The 18,089-nt window shown below is 43.9% G+C and carries 22 protein-coding genes; 8 read left to right on the forward strand and 14 right to left on the reverse strand.

Features of this window, described 5'->3' with window-relative positions; genetic code table 11:
- The first annotated feature begins 48 nt into the window (after positions 1-48).
- Positions 49-597: a flagellar basal body-associated protein FliL gene (fliL, locus tag NL930_RS08205; RefSeq protein WP_041962531.1), complete on the forward strand. Its 549-nt coding sequence runs from the start codon at positions 49-51 to the stop codon at positions 595-597.
- Positions 594-968 (forward strand): holo-ACP synthase, encoded by a 375-nt coding sequence (gene acpS / locus NL930_RS08210; RefSeq protein WP_060826199.1) that lies wholly within the window; start codon positions 594-596, stop codon positions 966-968. The genes fliL and acpS overlap by 4 nt, the downstream gene beginning before the upstream one ends.
- Here acpS and thiS read toward each other — a convergent pair.
- The 13 genes from thiS to ilvC form a co-directional block, all read right to left on the reverse strand.
- Positions 965-1,162, reverse strand: a complete 198-nt coding sequence (gene thiS / locus NL930_RS08215; protein WP_254376331.1) for a sulfur carrier protein ThiS — start codon at positions 1,160-1,162, stop codon at positions 965-967. The genes acpS and thiS overlap by 4 nt on opposite strands.
- Positions 1,153-2,187: an SAM-dependent methyltransferase gene (locus NL930_RS08220; protein ID WP_254376332.1), complete on the reverse strand. Its 1,035-nt coding sequence runs from the start codon at positions 2,185-2,187 to the stop codon at positions 1,153-1,155. Before NL930_RS08220 ends, thiS begins: the two co-directional genes overlap by 10 nt.
- Positions 2,188-2,190: 3 nt before the next feature.
- Positions 2,191-3,378 (reverse strand): aspartate aminotransferase family protein, encoded by a 1,188-nt coding sequence (locus NL930_RS08225; RefSeq protein WP_254376333.1) that lies wholly within the window; start codon positions 3,376-3,378, stop codon positions 2,191-2,193.
- A gap of 38 nt (positions 3,379-3,416) precedes the next feature.
- A complete protein-coding gene (locus tag NL930_RS08230; protein WP_039675143.1) occupies positions 3,417-4,025 on the reverse strand; it encodes a trimeric intracellular cation channel family protein in 609 nt (202 codons plus the stop codon).
- On the reverse strand, positions 4,018-4,425 hold the full coding sequence (gene ruvX, locus NL930_RS08235; RefSeq protein WP_039675144.1) for a Holliday junction resolvase RuvX: 408 nt from the start codon (positions 4,423-4,425) through the stop codon (positions 4,018-4,020). Before ruvX ends, NL930_RS08230 begins: the two co-directional genes overlap by 8 nt.
- Positions 4,426-4,435: 10 nt before the next feature.
- Positions 4,436-4,981 carry a hypothetical protein gene (locus tag NL930_RS08240; RefSeq protein ID WP_039675146.1) on the reverse strand — a complete coding sequence of 182 codons (546 nt, stop codon included), beginning with the start codon at positions 4,979-4,981 and terminating at the stop codon, positions 4,436-4,438.
- A 22-nt stretch (positions 4,982-5,003) separates the two neighbouring features.
- Positions 5,004-5,480: a YbaK/EbsC family protein gene (locus NL930_RS08245; RefSeq protein WP_254376334.1), complete on the reverse strand. Its 477-nt coding sequence runs from the start codon at positions 5,478-5,480 to the stop codon at positions 5,004-5,006.
- 10 nt (positions 5,481-5,490) lie between these two features.
- Positions 5,491-6,291 (reverse strand): sulfite exporter TauE/SafE family protein, encoded by an 801-nt coding sequence (locus NL930_RS08250; protein ID WP_060826206.1) that lies wholly within the window; start codon positions 6,289-6,291, stop codon positions 5,491-5,493.
- 11 nt (positions 6,292-6,302) lie between these two features.
- Positions 6,303-7,073 carry a DNA-processing protein DprA gene (locus tag NL930_RS08255; protein WP_254376335.1) on the reverse strand — a complete coding sequence of 257 codons (771 nt, stop codon included), beginning with the start codon at positions 7,071-7,073 and terminating at the stop codon, positions 6,303-6,305.
- Entirely contained in the window at positions 7,073-8,227 is a 1,155-nt protein-coding gene (locus NL930_RS08260; protein ID WP_039675154.1) for a divergent polysaccharide deacetylase family protein, read from the reverse strand. The genes NL930_RS08255 and NL930_RS08260 overlap by 1 nt, the downstream gene beginning before the upstream one ends.
- A gap of 13 nt (positions 8,228-8,240) precedes the next feature.
- Positions 8,241-8,480 (reverse strand): cell division topological specificity factor MinE, encoded by a 240-nt coding sequence (gene minE, locus NL930_RS08265; RefSeq protein ID WP_039675156.1) that lies wholly within the window; start codon positions 8,478-8,480, stop codon positions 8,241-8,243.
- Positions 8,477-9,286, reverse strand: coding sequence for a septum site-determining protein MinD (minD, locus tag NL930_RS08270; RefSeq protein WP_039675158.1), 810 nt, complete (start codon positions 9,284-9,286; stop codon positions 8,477-8,479). The genes minE and minD overlap by 4 nt, the downstream gene beginning before the upstream one ends.
- A gap of 170 nt (positions 9,287-9,456) precedes the next feature.
- The gene (ilvC, locus tag NL930_RS08275; protein WP_254376336.1) at positions 9,457-10,479 is read right to left on the reverse strand and encodes a ketol-acid reductoisomerase; all 1,023 of its coding nucleotides are present in this window, start codon (positions 10,477-10,479) and stop codon (positions 9,457-9,459) included.
- A 136-nt stretch (positions 10,480-10,615) separates the two neighbouring features.
- Here ilvC and NL930_RS08280 point away from each other — a divergent pair, with 136 nt between their 5' ends.
- The 6 genes from NL930_RS08280 to rpsR all read left to right on the forward strand — a co-directional run bounded on the left by NL930_RS08280 (position 10,616) and on the right by rpsR (position 15,614).
- Positions 10,616-11,428, forward strand: coding sequence for an HDOD domain-containing protein (locus tag NL930_RS08280; RefSeq protein WP_060826209.1), 813 nt, complete (start codon positions 10,616-10,618; stop codon positions 11,426-11,428).
- Complete coding sequence (locus NL930_RS08285; RefSeq protein WP_254376337.1) at positions 11,425-13,371, forward strand: RNB domain-containing ribonuclease; 1,947 nt, start codon at positions 11,425-11,427, stop codon at positions 13,369-13,371. The genes NL930_RS08280 and NL930_RS08285 overlap by 4 nt, the downstream gene beginning before the upstream one ends.
- Positions 13,364-14,338, forward strand: a complete 975-nt coding sequence (holA, locus tag NL930_RS08290) for a DNA polymerase III subunit delta (RefSeq protein WP_254376338.1) — start codon at positions 13,364-13,366, stop codon at positions 14,336-14,338. The genes NL930_RS08285 and holA overlap by 8 nt, the downstream gene beginning before the upstream one ends.
- A gap of 72 nt (positions 14,339-14,410) precedes the next feature.
- Positions 14,411-14,812 carry a 30S ribosomal protein S6 gene (gene rpsF / locus NL930_RS08295; protein ID WP_039675167.1) on the forward strand — a complete coding sequence of 134 codons (402 nt, stop codon included), beginning with the start codon at positions 14,411-14,413 and terminating at the stop codon, positions 14,810-14,812.
- A 13-nt stretch (positions 14,813-14,825) separates the two neighbouring features.
- Positions 14,826-15,326, forward strand: a complete 501-nt coding sequence (locus NL930_RS08300; RefSeq protein ID WP_041962545.1) for a single-stranded DNA-binding protein — start codon at positions 14,826-14,828, stop codon at positions 15,324-15,326.
- Between the two features lie 21 nt (positions 15,327-15,347).
- Complete coding sequence (gene rpsR / locus NL930_RS08305) at positions 15,348-15,614, forward strand: 30S ribosomal protein S18 (protein WP_039675171.1); 267 nt, start codon at positions 15,348-15,350, stop codon at positions 15,612-15,614.
- 48 nt (positions 15,615-15,662) lie between these two features.
- Here the strand turns inward: rpsR and lon are convergent, their stop codons facing one another.
- A complete protein-coding gene (gene lon / locus NL930_RS08310) occupies positions 15,663-18,086 on the reverse strand; it encodes an endopeptidase La (RefSeq protein WP_254376339.1) in 2,424 nt (807 codons plus the stop codon).
- Between the last annotated feature and the right edge of the window lie 3 nt (positions 18,087-18,089).

An 18,089-nucleotide genomic window follows, 5' to 3' on the forward strand; every position in this document is an offset into this window, starting at 1 on the left:
TAGACGATATGTCTTATACGAAATTTATTTGGATGAAAAAGGAAGAAAATGGCAGGTAAAAAACCTGAAGACGGCGAAGCCGTCGTTGAGAAAAAAGCAAAAGGCAATACCGTTCTTATCGTGATTATCGCATTGTTGGTACTTTTGTTGGTCGGCGGCGGAGCGGCGGCATTTTTACTTTTAAGCGGCTCTCACGACGAAGCTAGCGCGGATGCCGGACATGCGGCGGCACCGCAAGAAACCAAAGCGGCACCTAAAAAAAGCGGCAGTAAAAAATCGACCGACCACTTAACCGTAGGACCGATGTATCCGATGACGCCTTTTGTCGTCAACTTACTCAGCGAAAGCGGCAATCGTTTCTTAAAAGTCTCCATCGATTTAGAACTCAGCGACGCTAAATTGCAACCTGAAATGGATCACAAAAAATCTCTCATTCGCGATATTATTATTCGCACGTTCTCGTCTAAAACGTTTGAGGAAGTCAGTACGCTCAAAGGCAAGGACAAGCTTAAAGAAGAAGTATTGGATAAAATTAACGAGAACCTTTCCGACGGACAAGTGAAAAATATCTATTTTACCGATTTCGTGGTTCAATGATCGGGATTGATCTCGTATCCATCGCACGCATAACGCATATGCGCGAACGCTTCGGCAATAAAGCGTTCGCAAAATTTTTATCCGAAGAAGAACTCGCACTGGTGCAAAACGACGTCACGGCGGCTGGTTTTTATGCCGCAAAAGAAGCGATTTCGAAAGCATTAGGTATCGGGATTTGCGGACAATGCGGATTTATGGATATTAAAATTCTTAAAGATGCACGCAACGCACCCTCGTTTACGCTTTCACGCCACCTCGTTGAAACGTACGAAATTAGCGATGTTTCCTTATCTATTACGCATGAAAATGGTTTTGCCGTTGCCGTCGCCGTGATCGAAGGGAAAAAGCGTCAGCGTCGACTCTGGCATTAACCTCCGCCCACAAATTGTAAAAATTCGACTTTATCGTTTTCGTGAAGCTCAAAAGAGCTCCACTGCTCTTTTTTGATAACGTTCATATTGACCGCGGCCGCCATCACTTTCGTCTCAATATCCAAATCCGCTATCAAAGCTTGAATCGTTCTCGCATTGGTTTCTTGCAAAACTCCGTTGATGATTAACTGCATTTCAATGCTCCTTTTCGAAAACACGCCATATTAAAGCGTTCACCCATAAAAGCGGGGTCAATGAGCGTTTTGACACGATTTTTCTCTCGATTGTAAGCCTCTTTTGTCGTTTTTTGGGCAAAAAGATCTAACAGTTCGATCAAGCCGAAATCGACCAATGCTTTCATTTGAGAACAAAATTTTTCTACATACAGACCGCTTTTTTCAAAGGCTTGAAACACGTGGGCAAAGCAGACGTCATACGTAAGATCCGCATCGGCAAAAAAGGTATCAAACGTATGCCCTTCACGCTGCGAACCTTCGACAAGATCGCTTAAAGCAAAAAAAGGATAAACATGATGCTTAGCGTAAACGCGAAGCGAAAAATCTTCGCGAGCCTCTTTTTGCCCGTAGTCAAACGTGACAAATTCTAAACGATCGGCACTGTGAGCCATCGAAGCGGCAAAGGCTTCATACGCTAAACACAATTCGCCTTTACGAACGCCGTACTCTTTTGCTTTAAGGGAAGTCGGTTCGTCCATCGGTTTAAACACCGCTCGATTCTCTTCGATATATAACATTGTGTCATCGTAAATCACTTCACATGCAAAAGCGTCGAAAATCTCGTTTGCAACAAAGAAAGCTTCTTCTACATTGACTTCTTCCAAGGATTTGACATGCCTGAGCGTAACGGCATCGCCAAACGCTTCTTGGAAATAGGCTTTTTGCATGAGCTCGTTTTGCACAAAAGGTTCAACGATGACAAAGCGTAGCGTTTTCAGCCACTCCGGTTTCAGCGTGTAGATAAACTGAATCATATCGGCAAGCAAATACCCTTTATGCGCACCGATTTCAACGACATGACATGTCGGGCTTAAAAAGCCGCTTTGAATCGTCGAAATCAGACGCTTGGCAATCGATCCGCCGAAAAACATACTCGTACTCACGGCGGTGTAAAAATCGCCCTCTTTTCCGATAATGCGTTTTTGCGTATAATAGCCCCGATTGCCGTAGAGCCATTCGTACATGTAAGCACTAAATTTCAACGTTTATCCAAGAGCCTTGCATGCACGCTCCAAACGTTTAAAGCCCTCGTCCATCTCTTCTTTGGAAATGGTTAAAGGCGGCAAGAAACGCAACGTATTTTGTCCGGCTTTTAAAACCAAGACACCCTCTTCGAAAGCTTTTTTAATCATGCCCGCTAAAATATCGCCGCTTTTGCATCGAAGTCCTCGCATCAGACCTAGCCCTTCTACGCTTTCAAATAAGCTCGGAAATGCTTGACATGTCGCTTTTAATTTCGCATCGAAATGGATCAACGCTTCATCAAGCATACCGCTTTGTTGATACTCTTCCAAAATCGCTAAAGCTTCCAAACCTGCACGTGTCGAGAGAAAATTTCCTCCAAACGTACTACCGTGATCGCCCGCTTCAAAAATATCTTTGTGTTTCGTAATCACTGCACCGATAGGAACGCCGCCTGCTAGACCTTTCGCAAGCGTAATAATATCCGGCTCGATCTCGTACAAGGTCGTCGCCAAAAATTCACCGCTTCGAAAGACGCCGCTTTGCACTTCGTCGATAATCAGTAATATCTCTTTTGTTTTTAAAAACGCCGCAAGGGCTTGAATCTCTTCTTTGGGGAAAGCTTTGACGCCGCCTTCGCCTTGTACGAGTTCCAACATAACCGCAACGGTTTCATCGTCAATGCTTCCATAAAGATCCGCAATTGCTTTGGTATAGGAAAAACCTTCAGGATACGGTGCAAAAGCGGTTTTATGAAAGCTTTCCTGCCCCGTCGCTTTCACCGTCGTAATCGTACGACCGTGAAACGAATGTTCTAAAGTTAAGACTTTATAACGTTTATTGGCAAATTTTTTCTCGCCGTACTTACGGGCTAATTTGATAGCACCTTCATTCGCTTCCGCACCCGAGTTTCCGAAAAAAACCGCTACGTCAAATCCGGTAAGTTCATGAATTTTTTGAGCCAATTTTGCCTGAGGTTCTATCATGTAGAGGTTTGAGGTATGAATCAAATGACGTGCTTGATCGCTAATCGCATCGGCAAGTCTTTGATTGCCGTGTCCTACGCTGACGACGCCAATACCGCTGGTAAAGTCGATATAATCTCTTCCCTTGTCGTCAAACAACGTTGCGTTGATGCCGTGTTTAAAATTGACATAGTTTCTTGCATAAGTATGCAACACGTACGTTTTGTCCATGGTTTCAAAATCCATTGGCTACTCCTCAAAAAAAATGCAATTATAGCAAATGCCTACCCAATTTTAGGCAAGTTCCATTTTTTATAATACGCGAGCAGCCGAAGCGAAACGCCGAAGGCAAAAACAACCATAAAAGCAACGTATCCTTGAATGCCAAAAGCATCAAACGCAAACAAAATCGCACCGACGAGCAAAGAGACCGTACCGTAAAATTCGCTGGTCAACAAAAAAGGTACGCGATTGAGTAAAATATCGCGCAGCACGCCGCCGCCGACGGCCGTAATTAATGCCATTAAAACCACGCCGAAGAAATTAAATTCCGCTTGTAACCCGATAAGCGCACCGGAGATAGAAAAAGAGACCAACCCCAGCGTATCGCTGATGATAAAATAAAACGTCTTTTCGATCTCGTCTTTTTGATGCAATTTAAGCGCAATGCTCAAAATGATAACACCGATAACCAACAACGAGGGAAGCATATGCGTAAACGTAGAAGGTGCTCTTTGGACGATCATATCGCGTACGATTCCTCCGCCTAACGCCGTTAAAAAAGAAGCAATAAAAATACCCAAAAGATCCAAACGCTCTTTAATGGCTACGTAAAAACCGCTGAGGGCAAAGGCAATCGTCCCGATAATTTCCGCAACTTCCAACTCAACCATGCGATCCCTTTAAGGTTTCTAAATACCGTTCTAAAATCACTTTAGCCGCGATCGAATCAATACGTCCGTCGCGTTTTTGGCGCATTGTGCCTTGCATCATCTCTTTGGCTTCCAAGCTTGTACCGTACTCATCTTGGTAAACCACTTCGCCGCTAAAACGTAAAAGTCCGACAAAATGCTCGATGCGTCGCTTCATCTCCGCTTCGCTACTGCCGCCTTTGGGCAAGCCTACGACCAAACAGTCGATATGCCACGTCGTCAAAAACGTATCCACATCGCGTGCGGCTTGATCGCGATTTTTTCGTAAAATCGCTTCTTGGGGCACGACAAGAGACTCACCTAAGCACAGTGCCGCTCCGATGCGCTTTAGACCGATATCTATCGCCGCTATTTTTTTCATTATGAGCTTCTTATCGGCAACGCAAATACTCTAAACGCGTTTCGTCCCATAACGCTTTGGCGTTGTAGTTAGGGACCAATCCGTTAGGCGATTTTTGCGATAAAGGGTTTTGTGCCGCTTCGATCATATAGCGCGGCATATAATTGGGTTTTCCGAGCGATTCTAAAAAGCGACATGTAGAGGCTAAATGATCCAGTTTGTCACGTAAAACTTGCGCAAAACGATCGCGTTTTTTGGCATCTAGAGGACTGAAATAGGTTACTTTCAAGGTATCTAAAACGCCGCGTGCCGATTTATCGGCAACGCGTAAACTATCAAAATACCCGTACGCCGTCGCCGTTAAATACAAATCCGCCGCTTGATCGTATTTTTCCTCTTGGATACAATACGCACTTGAGGCAAATAAGAGATCTGCTGAGAGTTTATTGACGATTTCGACGCGCTCTAAACATCGGTTCGACCAAGGCTCCGATGCATGCTCCGTTTGATCTTCGAAAGGATTGCTTGCAGCCCAAAGCACTAGAGGTATTAAAAGCGTTAACATTATCCCTTTCATCGGTTTCTTTTTCATCAAGGCATCACTCCTGCCATGCTTTACAGACGTCGACCCAACCGCAAGAGCGTGCATACGTTTGTAACGAAGGAATATCTAAAGCAATCGCACTGTTGGCACTTCCGGCAGCGGGATACACCCTATCAAACCGTTGCAAAGACACATCTAAAAAAACGCGTACGTTTTCGCGAATACCGAAAGGACAAACGCCTCCGATGGCATGTCCGACCAAAGGTTCAACCTCTTGGGCTTTCAGCATTTTCGCTTTGATCGCAAAACGTTCTTTAAACTTTTGATTGTCGACTTTCGCATCTCCCGCGGCAACGATCAACAACGCACCGCCTCGTTCGTCGTAAAACGAAAGCGTTTTAGCAATCTGTTTAGGCTCACAACCCAATGCACGTGCCGCCAGCTCGACGGTTGCGCTCGAAACGTCGAATTCGATAATCTTTTTTTCCAAACCGTACGTTTGAAAATAAGCCCTTACCTGTTCTATCGCCATTGTTTTGCCTTTATAAAACCGAACTCAACATTTTGATACTCAACGCCATCAACAAAAGCGCAAAAATCTTTTTCAATTTCGAAACCGGAAGATTATGCGCCATTTTGGCACCCCACGGAGCCGTAAAAAAACTCACGAGCGAGATGAGAACGACGGCAGGAAGGTAAACGTAGCCCAATTGCAAACCGGCACTGCCTTCTTGCAAAATCCCGTTTAACATGTAACCGATCGTACCTGCAATCGATAGAGGAAAGCCTATCGCCGCCGAAGTCGCAATCGCTTTTTTAAGATCGACGTTCTGCCAAACCAAAAACGGTACCGTTAACGAACCGCCGCCGATCGAAACGAGTGCCGAGACGATACCGATAAACAAACCGCCGCCGAAAAGCCCTTGGTTCCCGACGATTTGTTGCGAAGGCTTCGGCTTTTTATCCACGGCCATTTGAATCGAAACATACGCCATAAAAACCGCAAAAAAGATCGCCAGTTGCGCCGATTTCATAGACGCCGCTAAAAACGTCGCTCCAAACGTACCGATAACGACGCCGGGAGCCATAATTTTAACGATACTCCATTGAACCGCGCCTCGCTTATGGTGCGCCCGCATACTGGCAAACGACGTCATTACGATAGACGCCATTGACGTGCCTAACGCCATATGGACGACTTGTTCGACCGCAACGCCTTGTGCCAGAAAAATTGTCGTTAGTGCCGGAACCATAATACCTCCGCCGCCGATGCCCAATAATCCCGCCATAAAGCCGACAACGGCACCTAAAACCAAAAAAGCGATAATCCACTCAAATCCCATCGTTGTATCCTTTAAATGCGAATAATGCGTCCGTTTTCAACTTTGATTTTTCCTAAACATTCATACTCGAAAATTCGATCGGCAAATTTTTCAACCGCTTCGTGGTATAACGGTTGCGTTTCGCAATAACGTAAAAAATCGTCTTGACATGTAGACGTCGTAAACCCTAAATTTTCGACAAAAGCATCAATATCTAAAATCGGCGTCGCTAGCCCTTGACGTAGTAAATCATTCGTCGCTTCGCTCTCGCCCAAGCGATGCGGAAAAACAAAAATGGGCTTTTGCATTTGAAGCGCATAGTGAATGCTGTGCATCGTTCCGCTTTTGCGATCGGCTTGTGCTACGATTAACGCTTCGCCTAATGCAACGATCAATTCGTTTCGTTGGGGGAATGCCCATTTTAAAGAAGGAGCACCCGCTTCAAATTGGCTCAAAACCAATCCTTGAGATTCGATCGTTTCAATCATTTTACGATTGATCGAAGGATAGCGAATATCCAAACCCGTTCCGGCAACCATAATCGTTTTATCGAAACCGGCACCCCAATGTGCGGTTGCATCGACGCCTTGCGCCCCTCCGCTCACGATGCACGCACCCGCGTTCGCAAGTTTTGAAGCAAGCGTATGCGTCATCGTCTTAGTATAGGCGAACGGGTGTCTCGTACCGACGATCGAAATTTTTCGTTGACGTAACAAAGAGGTATTGCCGACGTAAAAAAGGCTCTTGGGATAGACTTTCATCGCTTCGCATTCCGTGATATGAAAGTCTATCGTTTGAATCATCATAAATCTTTGAGATAGACCAAATCCAAACCTTCTAAAAGATCACTCGAATCTTTCAGAACCTCTAACGTACTTTTATGCGGATGCCCGATCGCAATAGCGTATCCGTTTCTCTTTGCTTTCGTAACCGCTTCTTTGAGTTGCGTTCGAATCGCACTTTTATCCAAACTGTTATCCAAGAATACGTCTCTGGAGTAACAAAACATATCGTATTTTTTGCATACCGCACCGACTTTCGAATTACCGATCGTTCGGCTATCGACAAAGAGTAAATCGCGTGCTTTCATCACTTTAATCAAACGATCCATCGCGTTGTAATCGGCGGTATACGTTCCGCCCGTATGGTTATTGTAGTATTTGATATGCGGGAACCATGCTTTAATACGGCTAATACGCTTTTCTATTACATCACTCGAATCGAGCGTCGTTAAGGTATCCGGTTCCGGAGACGAATAGTTTTTCGACTCCATCGGAAGGTGAATCATCGCAAACTCAAACTCGTACGAGAGGCGCACGGTTTCGGGATGTCCTTTGGTCGGAGGGAAGAAAGAAGGCGTCACTTTATAGGGAATTTCTTTAATCAAGCGCGTTTGCCACGGAAACGATACGTCGTCGATAATAATCGCTAAACGCGGCGTCGTTCCGGCAGGATACGTTTTTCGCATCACTTCGGAGTGTTTCGTCGTTTTAGCGGCTTTGACGTTTTGCTCGTAGTCTTGAGCTTCGGAAAGAATCGGCGTTTTAGGCTCTTCTTCTTTATGCAAAGGTGTCGTTACATTGTGTTCAAGAGTCTCTACGGAAGCATTTTGTTCTAGTTTCTGTTCCGGAGGCATCGGGAGTTCTTCGGATCGGCTCACGTTGGTTTCTTCAAGAGCAGGAGGAGGCGTAGCCAGAGACGCCAAACGCGTTTTTTCATCGTCAAGCATCTGTTTCATTTTACGCATCAACTCTTCGCTAGAAGCACTGTTTTGCTTTTGCACCGTTTGATAATGCGCATACGAAGTCGTCATATAGACGTAAACTCCGAAGGAGAGGATCATAACGGTCATGATCAACATTACTATCAGACTGTATCGTTTCAATGTACGCGAACGAACTTCTTTAGGCGAAGAGGCAACGTTATTGGAACTCTTTTCTTTATTTTTCTTTACCATCACTGCTTACACACTACTTTCCAAGAATAACTTCGACCTCTAATAACTCAAGATTTTGATTTGTCTGCGAGGTAATTTTCACGTCTTCAACTTTGGTATATTTACGAATAACCGCAATCAAATCGTTGCGCAAGTCGTCCATATAGGGAAGTTTGCAGCTCGCCCTTTCATGGGCAAGCATAATCTTCAAACGGTTTTTGGCGACATCGGCACTGTTTTTGTTACGACCGAAAAAACTATCCAAGAAACTCATTTAAAGATTCCTTTCAACGTTGCAAGAATTCCTTTCTTTGCACGAATATCCAAAAATTCCACATCTTCGCCCAAAATACGACGGGCTATATTGCGATAAGCTTCGGCAGAGAGGGATTTGTCTTTATTGACAATAGGTGAACCCGTGTTGGTGGAGGTAATAATATCTTCATCGTCGGGGACGATACCGATCAACGGGAGCGCTAAAATACTTAAAACGTCTTCGACGCTTAGCATATTACCCGCATCGACCATTTCAGGTTTGATACGATTGATGATAATGTGTTTTTCGACCTCTTGTCCATTGGTAGCTTTTTCACTTTTCGCATCGATAATACCGATAACCCTATCGGCATCGCGAACAGAACTGACATCGGGCGTCGAAACGATTAATGCACGGTCGGCTAAAAAAATCGAGTGTTCAAACCCGCTTTCAATACCCGCAGGCGAATCGATCATCACGATATCAAAACTCTCTTTGAGATTTTCGATCAACGCTTTGACTTTATCTTTATTTAAAATATCTTTATCTTTGGTTTGGCTTGCGGGTAAAAAATAAAGCGTTTTCGATTTTTTATCGTTGATCAACGCTTGCGCAAGGTTACATCGCCCTTCCATAACATCGACGACGTCATAGACGATACGATTTTCAAGCCCCAAAATCATGTCAAGATTTCTAAGCCCGATATCAAAGTCGATAGCAACCACTTTTTTGCCCAAATTTGCAAGTCCGACGGCAAGATTGGCGGTAGTGGTGGATTTGCCGACCCCGCCTTTACCCGACGTTACGGTAATAACTATACCCATGTAACCTCTTTGAATAAATCAAGATAGAGTTCCTCGAACTCTTTACGCCGTTGTTGAGAGTAAAACACCCGACATGACGTTAAAAAGCGGGTTTTCTTTGCTAGAAAACCCACACACTTTTCGTGTTATTTTCGGTTCTTTCGCCATCGCATTGTGAAAGAACCGAAACGTTAGTTTTTGTCTTTGTTGATGATTTTTTTAGAAGTAATCCAAGGCATCATCGCTCTGAGTTTCTCACCTGTTTTGTTAAGGAGGCTTCTCTCTGTTTTAGCGCGCTCTGCGTTCATGCGGGTGTATCCAGCTTTTCGCTCAAGAATAAAATCTTTGGCAAAACGACCGTCTTGGATCTCCGCCAAGATCTCTTTCATCGCTGCTTTTGATTCAGCGTTGATCACACGTTTTCCACTCACATAATCACCATACTCTGCGGTGTTAGAGATAGAGTAACGCATATCGGCAATACCGCCTTGGTACATCAAATCTACGATGAGTTTAAGTTCGTGTAAACACTCAAAGTATGCCATCTCAGGCTCGTAACCTGCTTCAACCAACGTTTGGAAACCCGCTTCTACTAAAGATGTCACACCACCACAAAGAACCGCTTGCTCACCGAAAAGATCGGTCTCCGTTTCGTCTTTAAACGTTGTCTCAATAATACCCGTACGACCGCCGCCGATAGCTGAAGCATAGCTTAGCGCAAGGGCTTTTGCAGAACCTGTTGCATCTTGATCGACTGCGATAAGATCAGGAATACCACCACCGTTTACAAACTCGCTTCGAACCGTATGACCGGGTGCTTTAGGAGCGATCATAATGCAATCGACGCCTTTAGGAGTGATAATTTGACCGTAGTGGATGTTAAAACCGTGTCCGAATGCAATCGCTTTACCGGCACTTAGGTTGGGTTTGATTTCCGCAGCAAAAACGTCGCTTTGCATCTCGTCCGGTAACAAAATCATAATCACGTCGGCATATTTCGTCGCTTCGGCAACGCTCATCACGTTAAATCCTTTTGCTTCCGCTTTCGCCCATGAACTGCCTTCTTTGCGAAGACCGACGACGACTTCTACGCCGCTGTCGCGAAGATTTTCCGCATGTGCATGTCCTTGAGAGCCAAATCCGATCATCGCTACTTTTTTTGAGCGAATAATGCTTAAATCACAATCTTTGTCATAATAGACGGTAATTGCCATAACAGATCCTTGTCGTATAAATTTCACGCATTTTACAGAAGTGTTACTTAAAAACTTTACAACACCATCTAAAAGGAAACTATAAAGCAAGACGAGATAGAATGTGACGTATAACATTCTTTATGCAGGATCGGTTATGGACGAAAATATTTTAAAAAAAATCAAGGCTCTACCGCCGCTTGACGATACCGTGTTGAAAATCCAGCGCATTTGCGTTGATAAAAACAGTTCTCTTTCCGATTTGGTACAAGTCGTCGAGAGCGATCCGATGTTAACCGCCAATATTCTCAAATCATCCAATTCGCCGTTGTACGGTTTTAGCCGAGAAATTAAGAACATTGCCCATGCGGTCTCTTTGTTCGGCATGGCGACGGTTCGGGGTTTTGCGCTTTCAAGTGCGATCAAACAAAATATTAAAATTAATTTAGAACCTTACAACATCAATAACAATATCTTCCTCGATATCAGTACTTTGCAAAGTATGTTCATGTTCAAGTGGTACTCTAAAGTCGATAAATCCCTACTCGACATTCTCCAACCCGCGTCTTTTATGATGGAAGTCGGAAAGATTATTATTGCACATGAATTGATCGAACGTCGCAAAGAACAGGCTTTTCAAGAAGCACTTTTAAACGTTACGACCTTAGATGCCTTGGATGCTTTGGAAAAAGAGTACGTCGGATTTTCCAACGAAGAGATTACTGCTAAGATTTTTGAACAATGGAATTTGGAAAGCGAACTTGTCGAAGCGATTCAATATTCGCGTACGCCCGAAAAAGCTCCCGAACATATTAAAGTGTGCGCACGTGCCTTACATGTCGTACAAACCGCCGTTAATATTTTTGCCCAGCTAAGCGATGCATCAATTCAAAATGCTTTGGTGCTGTTGGAAGAGTACCGTCTTCAAAAAGAACCGTTTCTCGAAACGTACGAGCAATTCATACAGTGAGAGATTTTCTTCTAAGTTTGAGTCGCGGAGTGGCACGAAACGATGTGCCTTCCGCTTTTTTACCTCATTTTCAAGCACTGCTTCAACTACGCGCTTTGGTTCAAAAAAACGATCTTTACATGTTAGAATCTTCTTACAAAGTCGGAAAACTCGACGTTGCATTTAACGGAACCGGTTTTTTAAGCTCCTTAGAGCCGACAAGTGCCAAAGATATTCTCATTGAATCCTCAAGCTTGCACGGTGCGATGAGAGGCGATCTGGTCGTCGTTAAACGCGTCGCAAATAAACGAAGTTCGCGTCCTAAAGCCGTGGTCGTTTACATCGCGCAACGCGCCTTTAGCAAAAGCATCGTCTACACCAAAATGAGCAAAGGCAAAGTTGTCGGTGCCAACGTGAAAAACGAAGCACTCTTCGAGATAATCGCCAGTCAAAAATCGCTTAAACAATTACCGCTTGGAACCGTCCTCAAAATCGACAATACGTCCAATACGATCGAAGAAGTGCTAGGCGTTTTAGACGATCCAAGCGTCGATGAGAAGATTTCATTGGCTCTTTTCGATAAAAAAGAGTTTTTCAGCCCGGAAGCCGAAGCCGAAGCCAAAAGCCACGGCGATTTTGTCGACAAAAGCTACTATGCACATCGCGTCGATTTAACGCATCTACCCTTTTGCACGATTGATCCCGTGGATGCCAAAGATTTTGACGACGCTATCTATTTTGACGTGCAAAACCACGTTTTATACGTTGCTATCGCCGATGTAAGCGAATACGTACATGCTATGGGTTATATCGATAAAGAAGCTCTCGTTCGCGGTTTTTCGATCTATTTTCCGCATAAAGCGATTCCGATGCTACCGCGCGCTTTAAGCGAAAATATCTGTTCGCTCAAACCAAACGTCGATCGACTCGCTTATACGTTTAAAATAACGCTCGACCCGCTGACATGTGAACCGATCGAAGAAGCGTTATTCGAAAGCGTCATTCATTCACAAAAACGTTATACGTACGAGACAATCGATCTGTTTTTAAAAGGCGATCTTAGCGATGCCGACGCAACGGATCAACCTATTTTGGCGTACCTTTTTGAACTGAACGCTTTGACGAAAAAATTGCGTACCATACGCTTGGAAAAATCCTTTTCGTTTCGTGCTTCGGAAATTCGAATGCGCGTCGATGAAAACCAAAATCTGATTTCGACGAGCATCGAAGAAGAGACTCCTTCTCACGGACTGATCGAAGATTGTATGCTTCTTGCCAACAAAGCCGCCGCGAAAAAATTGGGATTCGGTATTTTTAGAACGCATGAAAGTCCTTCTTATGAACGCATGGAAGCACTTTTGAGCGATTTGGCGCTGATCGGTATCAACGTGAAGCTCCGCTCGGACCTGCCGCAAATGATTCGAGAGATTCAACAAAAAGCCGATACGCTGAACCTTCGCGACGAAGTCGATAAACTCATTATCAAAAGCCAAAAGAAAGCCATTTACGAACCGGAAAACAAAGGGCATTTCGGACTCGGATTTGACATGTACACCCATTTCACTTCACCGATTCGTCGTTACAGCGACTTGACGTTGCACCGCCTTTTGAAAGCCAAAACCTCACACGACGATAAAAAATTGGCATTTTTGCGCAAAGACATCGCGCCTTTATGCGAACAAATTAGCCTTCTCGAGCGTGAAAGCGACAAAGTCGCTTGGGATTATATGGACCGTAAATTTGCACGCTATATGGCCTTACATGTCGGCGAAAATTTTAAAGCGATCGTCGTTGAAACCGAGCAAAACGCGATTGCGAAGTTGGACGATACGATCAAGGGTGCTCGCATCTTTTTGTTGGATGATGACGTGCATCTTTTACAACGCGTTGAGATTAAAATCGTCGAGAGCAACATCGCTACGGCAAGGATTTATGCACGCGTTACGAGGAGCTTTGATGTATAAAAGAGAGTTTGAAAATCTTTTAAAAACCAAAAAGGTTCCCAAAGCAACGCTTTTTTACGGCGCATGCGCTTACCAAAACAATCTTTTAACCCGTGCTCTGTTGGAACTTTTAAATGCATCCGGCGAAGAAAAACTCATGATGTATTACGACGAATACCATTTCGGTTCGGCAAAAAATTTTCTTTCGCAAGCCTCGCTTTTCGGTGATCGCAATATTTTAATCCTTAAAACCGATAAGCCGCTTCCCGCAAAAGAACTTTCAACCTTAGTCGAGCTGTGTACGAAAAACGATTCTAGCTATTTTATTTACCAATATTTCGGTGAAGATAAAAAAGCAACGCCGATGACCAAAGCTTTCGACAAATTTTTCGTTCGTCTCTTCAAAGCCGACTATAACGAAGCCGTATCGCTTCTAGCCCAACATGCAAACGCTATCGGGCTCACGATCGATCGTTACGCTTTGGGAGAATTGTACGTTTTGCATGCGGAAGATTTAGCGTTGTGCGTTAACGAGTGCGAAAAACTGCTTGTTCTGGGAAAAGAGATTCAAACCGCCGATATTCATACGCACGTTTACGGTCTCGGAGCGGTTTCTATGGACCGTTTTATGGGTAAGTTATTGGAAAAAAAAGATATTAAAGAGGAGTTTTTACGTCTTGTCGAAGGCGACGGCATTGAAGAAATTCGTATCGTCAATGCTCTGCAAACGCATATTTCGCAACTCTTTTTATTTCACGCCTACATCAAACTTCACGGCACGTTTGACGCCAAAGCGATTTTAGGTTACCCTCTTCCGCCGCAACTCGCCGCCGAACGCTCTAAACTTTCCATTAAAATCGACTTGGCAACCTACCAACGGCTCTTAACGCTTTTAACCGATGCCGAATACCGACTCAAAAAAGCCGGTAATATTCAAAAAAGCAGTTATCTGCTCTCTACCTTAATAAAATTTCAAAGTTTTTTATAGTATAATCCGCGTCTATTCTAAAAATCCTTACTCAAATAGATATTATTTGGGTGAAATCCATAAGGAGACATTATGCGACATTATGAGTTGCTTGTCGTAGTTAAACCTACGCTAACCGTAGAAGAACTACAAGCAAAACTAGGCTTTCTAAAAGAAATTTTAGAAAAAAACGGCGCGGTTATCGCTGCCACACTTGATATGGGTACCCGCAAACTTGCGTATCAAATCGATAAATTTGAGCGCGGTACATACGTTGTATTCTACTTTACTGCCCCAACGGCTGCGATTGCAGAAGTTGAAAGACTTATCCGTATTACGGAAGAGTTTATCCGCTTTATGACCGTAAAATTTGAAAATCAAAAAGAACTTCGTTTCTGGAACAAACAAGTGGAAAAAATCACGAAAAAAAGTGATGCGCCCGCTGTTGTAGAGACTAAAGAGATTGTAGAAGATACTGTTACGACTGAAGCTTAAATAAGGAGCCACGATGTTCAATAGAGTGATTATGCTTGGTAATCTCACGCGCGATTGCGAACTTCGCTACCTGCCAAACGGAGGTGCCGTATGCACAACGGGACTTGCGACTAACCGTCGCTTCAAAAAACAAGACGGTAGCCAAGGTGAAGAGGTTTGCTTTATCGATATCACTTTCTTTGGACGCACGGCGGAAATCGCCAATCAATACCTAAGCCGCGGCAAAAAAGTATTGGTGGAAGGTCGTTTGAAACTCGATCAGTGGACGGATCAACAAGGCGTTAAACGCTCAAAACACTCCATCACGGTCGAAACACTTCAGATGATTGATTCTCGCGGACAAAACGAAAGCGATATGGGCGGAAGTTACGGTGATCCGACAAGCGGTTCTATGCCAAACGTCGGTTATAACCCCAGCCAAAAACCGACCGGCGCACCAAGACAATCAGCTCCCGAAATGAGTGGTCATGATATTCCGAGCATCGATATTAACGATGACGAAATACCGTTTTAGTAAATAAAGAAGGATAAAAAGATGGCAGAGAAAAGAAAATTTGCACGTAAATACTGCAAATATTGTGAAGCAAAAATAGAATACGTTGACTATAAAGATGCAAAAATTTTGAGACACTCACTTTCCGAGAGATACAAAATTATGCCTCGCCGTTTAACCGGTAACTGCAAACGTCACCAAGAGATGGTCGAACTTGCGATCAAACGCGCTCGTGCGACGGCGGTTATCCCATACATCATCGACACGAAAAAAGTCGTGGCCGTGCCTTTTGAGCAATTGCAACAATAAAGCTTACATGTAAGGTTTGGAACGCGCTTCCAAACCTTACGTTTTGTGTTATTTTACGAGCGCGTACTCCAACACTTCTTCGATCTTACTGACCGGGATAATCGTCATTTTTTCTTTTACCTCGTCCGGAATTTCCTCGAGATCTTTCTCGTAATTTTTCTTCGGTATCAATGCCGTTTTGATTTTTGCTTTATACGCCGCAATCAATTTTTCTTTAAGCCCGCCGATCGGCAACACTTTACCGCTCAGGGTTATCTCGCCCGTCATCGCAATGTCGCTTTTGACTTTTTTGTCGCAGAGAATGGACGCAATCGCCGTTGCCATCGTTATACCCGCACTCGGACCGTCTTTGGGCGTTGCGCCTTCAGGCACGTGAATATGCAGATCGTAACGTCGGTATACGTCGCTAGGCTCGACGGTTTTGGCATTTTCTTCTTTGTCCAAGCCCGTCGTCGGAATAATAGAAAGCGGCACACTGATTTTGCCGTTGTCGATCAAAACTTTGACGACGCTCAACGCAATTTTGGCCGATTCCTTCATCACATCGCCCAGTGACCCCGTAATTTGTATGCCGCCTTTACCTTGAATGCGAATGGCTTCAACTTTCAATACGTCGCCTCCGACACTCGTCCATGCAAGTCCGTTGACGATTCCTATGCTATTTTCCTTATCGACCTCGTCGATTTCGAAAACCGTTTTAGGAAGATACTCTTTGAGGTTACTGTTGGTAATGCTGACTTTTTCTAATTTAGGATCCATTAAAAGATGTTTGGCAACTTTACGCAAAATGTCGGCGATACGGCGACGTAAATTACGTACTCCCGATTCCCTCGTATAATTGGAAATAATCAGTTGCAAAGTTGCTTTCGAAATCGCCACTTCGTTATTTTTAAGTCCGTGTTTTTTCAATTCCTGAGGAATTAAGTATTTTTTAGCGATTTCGTATTTTTCTTGCGGTGTATAAGAATTCACAAAGATAAACTCCATACGATCGCGAAGCGGTGCGGGAATAGAGCCCACTTCATTCGCCGTCGCAATAAAAATAACCTTACTCAAATCGATATTAAAATTGAGGTAGTAATCTCTAAATTTATTGTTTTGTTCGGGATCCAACACTTCTAAAAGTACCGCCGTCGGATCGCCCCTGTAACTACGGGCGACTTTATCGATCTCGTCTAAAACGACGACGGGATTCATCTCTTCGGCTTCAATAATGCCTTGAACGATGCGTCCTGGCATTGCTCCGATATACGTACGTCTGTGCCCTCGAAGTTCGTTAACGTCTTCCAAACCGCCTAAAGCGATACGAACAAGTTTGCGTTTAAGTGCTTTTGCTATTGAATTGGCTAAAGAGGTTTTACCCACGCCCGGAGGGCCTGCAAAACATAAAATCGCACCGTTTGCCGATTTGTCGGCGATACCGCGTTTGGCTAAAAGTTCGCGTACGGCAAAAAACTCTTCGATACGCTCTTTAGGCTTATCAAGCGAATAATGGTCTTTATCCAGTTGCGCTTTAACCTCAAGCACGTCAAGGTTTTTCTTAGCCGCTTTGCCAAAAGGAATTTCAATAACCCAGTCAAGATAGCTTTGAATCAAATTTGCATCGGCAGAATCCGGATGCATTCGAGCGAGCTTATCGATCTGCTTTTTGATCTCTTTGTAGGCATCTTCTTCCATATACTCTTTTTTTGCTTCGAGTTTTTTACGGTATTCCTCGATCTCTTCTTCGCGCTGATTGTCCGTACCTAGCTCTTTTTGGATCTGTTTAAGCTGTTCTTTGAGAAAATACTCTTTATTGACTTTCTCGATTTGCGAATGAACTTTGGTTTTGATCTCTTTTTTCAAACGACTCGACTCGATCTCTTCAATCACGTAATCGATAATTTGTAAAAGTCTGACTTCATCGTCGGCTTCGACAAAAAGTTTATAGGCTTGTTCTTTTTTAAGCTTCATCGTACTTGCGATCAAATCGATAATACGATTAACGTCACTGTTTTCTTCAACGGTTTTGAGCAAATCCGGAGGAAATTGACCGCTTAAAGACGAAAGTTGCGTAATTTTCTCGCGTAAAACCGATAGTGCCGCTTCGACTTTCATCGCTTCGGATCGGTGCGTTTGAATCAGATCGATTGTCGCGCGAAGCGGCATAGAGCCTAATTCTTTTAAAATTTTGCCTTTTTGCATCCCTTGAAATAAAATTTTGACGCGACCGTCGGGTAATTCGACTTTGCGCATGATAGAGCCTATCACGCCCGCAGGATAAATTGCATTAAAATCTCGTCCTTGTTCCCCTCCGACTTTGGCCGTACAGACCATGACCAAAGAGTTGTGTTCTAACGCTTCGTTAGCGGCTCGTATATTCTCTTCATCGGCTAAGAAGAGCGGTGAGATCATAAATGGGTATAAGAATAAATTATCCTCGACAACAATCGGGATATCCGCAGGAAATGCGGTATAATCGGTGATCTTCATCGT

Source organism: Sulfurospirillum sp. hDNRA2, from assembly GCF_024206095.2.
In the GTDB taxonomy this organism is placed as follows: Bacteria; Campylobacterota; Campylobacteria; order Campylobacterales; family Sulfurospirillaceae; genus Sulfurospirillum.